The 8995-nt window shown below is 61.3% G+C and carries 11 protein-coding genes; 3 read left to right on the top strand and 8 right to left on the bottom strand.

The features are described 5' to 3' along the window. Positions 1-303: electron transfer flavoprotein subunit alpha/FixB family protein (locus HCZ87_RS18200; RefSeq protein ID WP_217701975.1), on the top strand; the 303-nt coding region annotated here is incomplete at its 5' end. Positions 304-415: 112 nt separating this feature from the next. Here the strand turns inward: HCZ87_RS18200 and HCZ87_RS18195 are convergent. After that, on the bottom strand, positions 416-1240 hold the full coding sequence (locus tag HCZ87_RS18195) for a DUF6473 family protein (protein WP_175582316.1): 825 nt from the start codon (positions 1238-1240) through the stop codon (positions 416-418). 166 nt (positions 1241-1406) lie between these two features. On the opposite strand from HCZ87_RS18195, the gene HCZ87_RS18190 reads away from it, so the two are divergent. Next, positions 1407-2282 (top strand): 3-hydroxybutyryl-CoA dehydrogenase, encoded by an 876-nt coding sequence (locus HCZ87_RS18190; RefSeq protein ID WP_167646101.1) that lies wholly within the window; start codon positions 1407-1409, stop codon positions 2280-2282. 202 nt (positions 2283-2484) lie between these two features. Here the strand turns inward: HCZ87_RS18190 and HCZ87_RS18185 are convergent, their stop codons facing one another. From HCZ87_RS18185 to HCZ87_RS18155, 7 genes are read right to left on the bottom strand one after another with little or no spacing between them, the layout of a single operon-like run. After that, entirely contained in the window at positions 2485-3384 is a 900-nt protein-coding gene (locus HCZ87_RS18185; protein ID WP_368484142.1) for a lysophospholipid acyltransferase family protein, read from the bottom strand. 37 nt (positions 3385-3421) lie between these two features. Continuing rightward, a complete protein-coding gene (locus tag HCZ87_RS18180) occupies positions 3422-3691 on the bottom strand; it encodes an HPr family phosphocarrier protein (RefSeq protein ID WP_005619863.1) in 270 nt (89 codons plus the stop codon). Further along, positions 3692-4099: a PTS sugar transporter subunit IIA gene (locus tag HCZ87_RS18175; protein ID WP_167646096.1), complete on the bottom strand. Its 408-nt coding sequence runs from the start codon at positions 4097-4099 to the stop codon at positions 3692-3694. A gap of 12 nt (positions 4100-4111) precedes the next feature. Then, on the bottom strand, positions 4112-5017 hold the full coding sequence (gene rapZ / locus HCZ87_RS18170) for an RNase adapter RapZ (protein WP_167646094.1): 906 nt from the start codon (positions 5015-5017) through the stop codon (positions 4112-4114). Then, complete coding sequence (locus HCZ87_RS18165; RefSeq protein ID WP_167646092.1) at positions 4998-5444, bottom strand: HPr kinase/phosphorylase; 447 nt, start codon at positions 5442-5444, stop codon at positions 4998-5000. The genes rapZ and HCZ87_RS18165 overlap by 20 nt, the downstream gene beginning before the upstream one ends. Before the next feature lie 4 nt (positions 5445-5448). Further along, positions 5449-7185 (bottom strand): sensor histidine kinase, encoded by a 1737-nt coding sequence (locus tag HCZ87_RS18160; protein WP_167646090.1) that lies wholly within the window; start codon positions 7183-7185, stop codon positions 5449-5451. 38 nt (positions 7186-7223) lie between these two features. Continuing rightward, the gene (locus HCZ87_RS18155) at positions 7224-7925 is read right to left on the bottom strand and encodes a response regulator transcription factor (protein WP_167646088.1); all 702 of its coding nucleotides are present in this window, start codon (positions 7923-7925) and stop codon (positions 7224-7226) included. 364 nt (positions 7926-8289) lie between these two features. Between HCZ87_RS18155 and HCZ87_RS18150 the strand changes: the two genes are divergently transcribed. Next, positions 8290-8995 (top strand): phosphoenolpyruvate carboxykinase (ATP) (locus HCZ87_RS18150; protein ID WP_167646085.1); only part of this gene is annotated, 706 nt, incomplete at its 3' end.

The following is an 8995-nucleotide window of genomic DNA, read 5'->3' as shown; positions in this document are numbered from 1 at the left end:
AAGATCATCGAAGCGCTGGCCGACAAGCTCGGCGCTGCCGTTGGTGCCTCCCGCGCCGCCGTCGATTCGGGCTTTGCGCCGAACGACTGGCAGGTGGGTCAGACCGGCAAGGTGGTTGCCCCGGATCTCTATGTTGCCATCGGCATCTCCGGCGCGATCCAGCACCTTGCGGGCATGAAGGACTCCAAGATCATCGTCGCCATCAACAAGGACGAAGAAGCCCCGATCTTCCAGGTTGCGGATTTCGGCCTGGTTGCCGACCTCTTCGAGGTTGTCCCGGCCCTGACCGAGAAACTCGGCTGAGCTAGGGGGCACCCCTTGCACAACAAAAGAGAGCCCGTGCATTGCGCGGGCTCTTTTCTATTCTGGCCGTCGCTTGCGTTGCGGGCCCTGCCGCCATGACAGCAGGGCGCACTCAGGCCGCCGCAAGGAGGCCCAGCAAACGCGCTGCCACCGCCTCGGCGATCCGGTCGTGCTCCCTCGGCCCCAGCATCAACTGCGCGACCGGCAGATCCGTCGGGCCAAAAATCATGCCCCGCGTATCCTGAACCTGCCCGGCTGTGGTCACGTCCAGTTCGATCACATCCGACACGCTGGGGCGCAGCACGTCGACCATGGCCGAATCCACCAGGGTCGGCGACGGGCCAAGCGTCTCCGGCACGCCCATGTCATAGCGCAGCCACAACAGCACCACGCGCCCGTTCAACCCGTCAATCAGCCGCCCCATACGGGTCACCCAGACATCTTGCAGATCCGCCTGCACCCGCGCGAACCGGTCCTCGGACACGGATTTGAGCGACGTCAGAAGATGTTTGTTGAAGTGGAAATCGGTAAAATCCACCTCAGGGAACAGATGCGTCAACGCATCATACGGACGCAGAAACCGATCATTGCGACGCGGATGCACCTTGTAGAAACTATTGGTCAAATTCTGCGCGCCCATGACCTGGAGAATGGTCAGATCGCTTCCGGCGGCGACCTCCAGCAGGCTTTCATCATGCACAAAGGCGTCCACACCCGCATTGATGCACCCAAGGTTCACACAGGCCAGACCAAGCTGCCCTTCCACCCCCTGCGGAAAGGGCCGCTCGACAAAACGACCAAATACTTCGGTGCCACCCAGAAAACTGATATAGGGGCCACTCAGGTCCCGCTTGGGGCCCCTGACCCGCAGCCGTGAGTCGCCGTAGCTGCATAACTCGCCCACGAGCACGTCGGCGCTCTTGAGTTCATAACTCATTTTTTCCACCACATTTTCACCCAATGGCCATACTGCCGCCGGAATCTTTCCAAACTGCTAATTGACCATTTTGTTGAAAACGCTTCCGATCTTGCCGGATCAGCCTTGTTTCTGCGCTTGCGAAACCGGTAGTATCCCGGCGCAGGCACAAGGAAAGGCCCTCATCATGGACGTGAACAAAGTCGGTGTTATCGGTGCAGGACAGATGGGCAACGGCATCGCCCATGTTATGGCCCTGGCCGGTTTTAATGTTGTTCTCAATGACATAAGCCAACAGGCGCTGGACAGCGCGCTGTCACAGGTCCAGCAGAACCTCGCCCGCCAGGCCAGCCGCGGCAAGATCACAGAGGCTGAGGTCGAGGCCACCATGGGGCGTATTTCCACAACCCTGTCCCTGTCGGATGTGGCAAAAACCGATCTGGTCATCGAGGCCGCCACCGAGCGTGAGACGGTAAAGCAAGCAATTTTCGAGGATTTGCTGCCACATTTGCTGCCGCATACGATTCTCACCTCCAACACCTCGTCGATCTCGATCACCCGACTCGCCAGCCGCACCGACCGGCCAGAGCGCTTCATGGGCTTTCACTTCATGAATCCGGTGCCGGTGATGCAGCTGGTGGAGCTCATCCGCGGCATTGCCACCGACGAAGACACCTTCCAGACCTGCCAGGCGGTGGTGGAAAAGCTCGGCAAGACCGCCGCCAGCGCCGAGGATTTCCCCGCCTTCATCGTCAACCGCATCCTGATGCCAATGATCAACGAGGCGGTCTATACGCTCTATGAGGGCGTCGGCAGCGTGCGCTCCATCGACGAATCGATGAAGCTGGGCGCCAACCATCCGATGGGGCCGCTGGAACTGGCGGATTTCATCGGGCTGGACACCTGCCTTGCGATCATGAACGTGCTGCACGACGGTCTGGCCGATACCAAATATCGCCCCTGCCCGCTCTTGACCAAATATGTCGAAGCCGGCTGGCTCGGCCGCAAAACCCAACGCGGCTTCTACGACTATCGCGGCGAAGAGCCCGTCCCCACCCGCTGAGCCGCTGCTTCGGAGCCCTCATCGCCTGAGCACGGACAGGCGGGCGGGCATGCCGCCTGCAAGATAAATCGCGGAGGCTCCGCTCCGACAGGAGTGGACACCGCTATTTGTCTTGCGGGAGGCGGGGCCGCCTGCCAGGCAGGGATCTGGAGATGAGGGCGCCGGGGCTGCTGCTTTGGTGACTCAGAAGCCGAGCCCCCGATCACTCCTTTGCGCCGAGGTTCAGCGTGTGCTCGCGCAGCCAGGCCATAAATCCACGCGGATCGGTATGCAGCCGCTCCATCTGGGCGTCGGTCAGCGGCTCCCCCACGATCGGCGCCTGCGGCTTGTTGCACGACCGCACGATCTCATGCAGCAGCAACCCCTGCCGCAGGGTCGGCGAGACCTGACAGGCGATCTGATAGGCCCGCGAATTGCGTCCCGGAAAGAACATCGGCACCACCCGCGCGCCGGAACGGCGGATCAACTGCGCGGTAAAGGCGCTCCATTCGCGCTCCACCGGGGAGCCGAACCAGCTGTCAGAGGACATCACCACACCGGAGGGAAACAGCGCCACAACGCCGCCCTCCTTCAGATGCGCCATCGCCTTGGCGCGCATCTCCACCATCTTGCGTTGCGCCTCCGGGTCATGCGGAAACGGCACCGGGATCATGAAGGAGGTCGCAGCCTCATCCAGCCCCGTCAGAACCGAGCGCGTCAGGATGCGATAATCCAGCCGCCGGCGACCGATCAGATCCGCAAAGATCATCCCGTCCACCATCCCATGCGGGTGGTTGGCCACCACGACAACGGGGCCCTCTTCAGGAATATTGGCGATCTGCTCCGGCGGCGTCAGCAGGTCGATGCCCATGACATTCAGCGCGCCGCGCCAGAACTTGTTGCCCCGGTAGTCGGCGTTCTGCTTTTCGAACTTCGACACCATGCGCAGGATTTTGAACTTGCCGGTCAGCCACTCCAGCGTGCGGATCACCAGCGAGGTCCAGCGATCATCAAAGGAATTGGCATAGGTCAGCGTGCGTCGATCATAGATCTCGCCGGTGGTGCCATCCTGGGTATCCTTCGGCGCGAGGCCGGAGTTGTTGTTATGCGCGGTGTCAGCCACTTTCACCCGTCCCGTCTATTTGGAGCGTTTCGCCAGACTAGTAGCCCTCGCCGAATTTGTCAGCCACCAGGGCTTCCACGGCAGAGGCCAGCGCATCTGCGTCTGGTCCGGAGGTCTCGACGTCAATAGTCGTTCCTTTGGAGGCTGCCAACATCAAAAGCCCCATAATACTGTCGCCAGAGGCCGACATGCCGTCCTTGATCACCTCGGCGGAGGCATCAAACCCTTCGACCACCTCAACCAGCTTGGCCGAGGCCCGGGCGTGCAGGCCCTTTTCATTCACAATTTTGAGCGTCTTTCGAGCCATTTATTCCGCCGCACCTTCTTGAGGTTTTACATTTTGAGCATTGATATATTTACGCCCGGCTTCCATGGCATCGCGCGCCGCATCCGCCACCGGCAGATGGCGGGACTTTGCCAGCTTGATCAACATTGGAAGATTGGCGCCATAAAGGATACGTCGATCCGCCGGGGCACAGGCCCGCAGGCTCAGGTTCGACGGGCTGCCGCCAAACAAATCGGTGACCAGCACCACCCCATCGCCGGCATCAACGGAATCCGCCGCATCGCAGATCTCTTGCTGCTTTGCCCCGCGGTCGTCATCTGGGCCGATGGCAATGGCCATCAGCGCGGGCTGATGCCCGACGACATGTTCGACGGCGGCCACATATTCCTGGGCCAATCCGCCATGTGCAACGATCACGATCCCGATCAAGCGGTTCTCTCACTATAGTTGCTGGCCCAGCAGCTCGCGGTGTCTAATTGACACTTGCTGACCGCCCTGCGCAAGGGCCTTCGCCATGGTTTCCGCCAAAGTGACGGAACGGTGTTGCCCGCCGGTACAGCCAAAGGCGATGGAAAAATGCGATTTCCCCTCCTCGCGATAGGCAGGAAGCAGGAACTGCGCCATGTCCATCACCCGGTCAAAGAAACCCTGAAACCGCGCATCGCCCATCACATAGGCCTGCACCTCAGGATCCCGGCCATCAAACTGGCGCAGCGCCGGCTCCCAATAGGGGTTGGCCAGAAAGCGGCAGTCAAACACCATATCCACATTGCGCGGAATGCCGCGCTTGTAGGAAAAACTATGCAGCGCCACCGCCAGCATGCGACCCTTTGGCGCAAACAGCCGCTCCACTTCGGCGCGCAGCTGATGCACGTTCAGCTCCGAGGTGTCGATCATCATATCGGCGCGGTCCCGCACCGGGCGCAGCAGATCCAGCTCGCGCGCAACGCCCAGCTCCGGGCTCTCGGCGGGGGCCAGCGGGTGGCGGCGGCGGGTCTCGGAAAATCGCCGCAACAACACCTCTGCCGCCGCATCGAGATAGAGCACCGTCGCCTCGATATCCTGACGCGCCGACAGCAGTTCGATCACATCCACCAGCGCCCCGGTGGAAAAGTCACGGTTGCGTGGATCCAGCCCCAGCACCAGCGGGCGATCCGCGCCGCCCGCCTCGACCAGGGCAGGCACCAGCCGCAGCGGCAGGTTGTCAATCGCCTCAAAACCGAGATCTTCGAGCACGTTGATCGCCGTGGTGCGTCCGGCGCCCGAGGGCCCGGTCACCAGAACCACCGGCGCACGACCTGGCGAGGGGACATGCGCGGCACTGCGATCAGCCTGCGTCGGGGTCAAGGGCTCCACCTTTCAGATATTGGATCAGCGCGGCGGGGAAAAACCCCGCCTCCACACGGTTCAGCCTGGGCAGGGAAAGGCCCAGGATCTGTTGGGTTACGTGGCGCGGAAGCCGCTCTGTTTCAAGCTGCGCCAGATCCACAATCACGTGGAGTTGTACCTGCGCCACGGCTTTGGCGCGCAGAAGGCCGACCCCACGCGCCTCGATCAGCCCCGCAATCGCCTCGGGCGCGCGCGCCCAGAGCTGATCCTGCTCGCGCCAGATCTCGGTGCGGTCATCGGCCACCAGCTGCGCCCCCCGCGCCATCAGCTCCAGCGCCAGCGCTGATTTTCCACTGCCCGACGGCCCCAAAATGAGAACGCCGCGCTCGTTGAGCGCGACGCAGCTGGCGTGTTCGATCTGGCACGGGGCGGCGGGATGCGCCATCGGGTTACACCGGCAGGCCAACCACGAAACGCGCGCCCAGCGGCTCGGAGGTCAGATCCGCTTCGGTGGGGCGAATGTTCTCGGCCCAGATCACACCGCCATGGGCTTCGACGATCTGTTTCGAAATCGCCAGACCAAGCCCGGAGTTATTGCCGAAATGCTCGTCCGGGCGTTGCGAATAGAACCGCGTGAAGATCTTTGACAGCGCTTGGTCGGGAATGCCGGGGCCGGTGTCCTCGACCACCACAAGCACGCGATTGTCACGGCGCCGCGCCCAGACGCGGATGGCGTCGCCCTCTTCGCAGAAGGAAATCGCATTGGTGATGAGATTGACAAAGACCTGCGCCAGCCGGGCCTCCAGGCCCCGGATGGTAATCGGCTCCTCGGGGAGTTCGGCGATATAGTCGATGCCCTTGGCGCGCGCGTCCTCGCCCAGATACTGGTTGAGGTTGCCCAGCATGGTCAGCAGGTCGAAGTCCTCCTCGTCCTCCTTCACCAGTTCGGCATCCAGCCGCGACGCGTTGGAGATATCACTCACCAATCGATCAAGACGGCGCACATCATGTTCAATCACTTCCATCAGCTTCTCCCGCTGGTCTTCCCGGTAAACCATGCGCAGCGTGCCGACCGCAGACTGCAAGCTGGCCAGAGGGTTCTTGATCTCATGTGCCACATCAGCTGCAAATTGTTCGTTACTATCGATACGATTATATAGCGCTTTTACCATACCACGCAGCGCGCGGCTCAATCGACCGATCTCATCCGGGCGCGCGGAGAGGTCAGGAATGCGAATTCGGCCCGGTTTGACCTTGTCGTTGTCGCGATCCTTGCCCAGTTCCGCGGCCTCTGCCAGATCGGCCAGTGGATTGGCGATGGTGGAGGCCAGGACCAGGCTCAGCCCCACCGACACCAGAAGCGCGACAAAGAACATCTGAAGCACGCGTTCGCGTTCGCTGCGCACCAGCCGGTCGATCTCTCCGGTGGCGGAGGTCATCACCAACACGCCCGCGATATCGCCGCGATGCTGAATGGGCGCCGCCGCCGCATAGACCGTCCCGCCGGCGGTATCGGGCACCGCACCGACCTGCACTTCACCCGCCAGCGCCTGCTGGACCAGACCGCCCAGCTGCTGTGCGGAAATCTTGGTGTGCTCGGTTGTGGCACTGCGACGGTCACCGCCGCCCACCGCCGACAACACCGCCGTCAGCCCGTCGGTGATCAAGGTCCGACCCTGATCGTTTTCATTCAGCCGGTTCAGAACATCGGCGCGCTCGACCCCCTGTTCCTGATCCAGCAGCCGCAGGGAGGGGTCAAATATGAACACCTCGACCCCGCCGCGCAGCGACAGGTTTTCCAGGGTTTGACGCAGCGCGCGCCCGTCTTCCGAGGCCAGGTCCGCCTCGGTTTCCGCCGGCAATTGCGCCTCAAAGGCATCCGCCGCCAGCATCGCCTCGGAGACCAGCGTGCCCAGGCGCTGATAGACCAGGCTCTGGCGCGAGGAATTCAGATAGAGAATCCCCGATACCAGAATGATCAGCGCAATCAGGTTGAAGGTGATGATCTTGCGGGTCAGCGGCGAGCTGCGCAGGGTGAACAGCCCACGCCGCGCGCGTTTGGCCCGCATCTCGCGGCCCACGGTCTGTTCCGGTGCGACCCAATCGTCGCCCAGGACGAGATCCCCGTCACCGCGGCGCTCCCGGTCCCTATGCCCGTGCGTTTCCGTCATGCCAGTATCGCGCATGCACGCATATCTCCGCCAAAGTGCCCGTTTTGGGGCACTTATTCTTCGTTATAGCGGTAGCCGATCCCGTAAAGGGTCTCGATCGCCGCGAACTCAGGATCGGTGCTGCGCATCTTCTTGCGCAACCGTTTGATATGGCTGTCGATGGTCCGGTCGTCGACATAGACCTGATCATCATAGGCCACATCCATCAGCTGATCGCGGCTTTTGACAAAACCGGGGCGTTGCGCCAGCGCCTGCAACAGCAGGAATTCGGTCACCGTGAGCGACACGTCCTGACCTTTCCAGCTGACCGCGTGGCGCAGCGGATCCATCCGCAGCTGGCCCCGTTCCATCACTTTGGTTTCAGGCGCGGTGCCGACCTCATCGGTGGCCACGGCCTCCTGACGGCGCAGTAGGGCCCGGATCCGCTCGACCAGAAGCCGCTGCGAGAACGGTTTCTTGACGTAGTCGTCGGCCCCCATGCGCAGGCCCAGCACCTCGTCGATCTCGTCATCCTTGGAGGTGAGGAAGATCACCGGCATCTGGGATTTCTGCCGCAGCCGTTGCAACAGATCCATCCCGTCCATGCGCGGCATCTTGATATCCAACACTGCCATATCCGGCAGTCGCTTGTTGAACGCATCCAGCGCGGCCTGCCCGTCGTTATAGGTCTCGACCTCGAACCCCTCGGCCTCCAGCGTCATTGACACCGAGGTCAGGATGTTCCTGTCGTCATCGACCAAAGCAATCTTTGACATCGAATTCGCCCTTATCTGCTCATTATTTGCTTATTTTACGCCCTTTGTCGCTTGGAAGACGCGTCGAATCAATCCCCGATTAACGAATCGGGCAAAATCTTGACGCCCATTGACGCAAAAATGTCTTAGCAATCGTTAAAGACAGCCGTTTGAAGCGGAGATGACGCCTATGCGAAACATGTGGTTGCGCTAAAGGTTTGTCTGGTGGCGCTAACTCCTGCAAACCGACCTGTTCATGTCACAAACCCTCATGTTAAGACCCGCTCAGGAGTGTTAAATTCCACTCCGGTGCCCTTTGGCGCAGCGATAGTTCCATGCGGCCCACTGCATATTTGCCAAGGCCGCCACCCAGGAGAGACAAGAGATGACATCTGGACGGGTAAACCCGCAATTCCGGCTTGAGGATCAGGGAATAGAGGGTCTGGGCAATGTCTATTACAACCTCATGGAGCCAGCGCTGGTCGAAGCAGCCCTGAGCCGCAGCGAAGGCACCCTGGGTAAGGGCGGCTCTTTGCTGGTAACCACCGGCAAGTTCACCGGCCGCTCCCCCAAGGACAAACATGTTGTAAAAACCGCCTCTGTTGCCGACAGCATCTGGTGGGAAAACAACGCCGAAATGAGCCCCGAAGGCTTTGACGCGCTTTATGCCGATATGCTGGAGCACATGAAGGGCCGCGATTACTTCGTGCAGGATCTGATCGGCGGCGCCGACCCGGTGCATGCGATCAACGTGCGCATGATCACCGAGCTGGCCTGGCACAGCCTGTTCATCCGCCACCTGCTGCGTCGCCCGGATCGCGAAGATCTCGAAGGCTTCCTGGCCGATTTCACCATCATCAACTGCCCCAGCTTCCAGGCCGACCCGGCCAAGCATGACTGCAAATCCGAAACCGTCATCGCGCTGAACTTCGACAAGAAGATCATCCTGATCGGCGGCACCGAATATGCGGGCGAGAACAAGAAATCCGTCTTCACCCTGCTGAACTACCTCTTGCCCGAAAAAGGCATCATGCCGATGCACTGTTCGGCCAACCACGCCAAGGGCAACCCCGTGGACACCGCCGTGTTCT

The organism is Phaeobacter sp. HF9A, assembly GCF_011806385.1.
GTDB lineage: Bacteria > Pseudomonadota > Alphaproteobacteria > Rhodobacterales > Rhodobacteraceae > Epibacterium.
The sequence above is the reverse complement of the archived record's forward strand: the minus strand, read 5'-3'. Positions and strand labels throughout refer to the sequence as shown.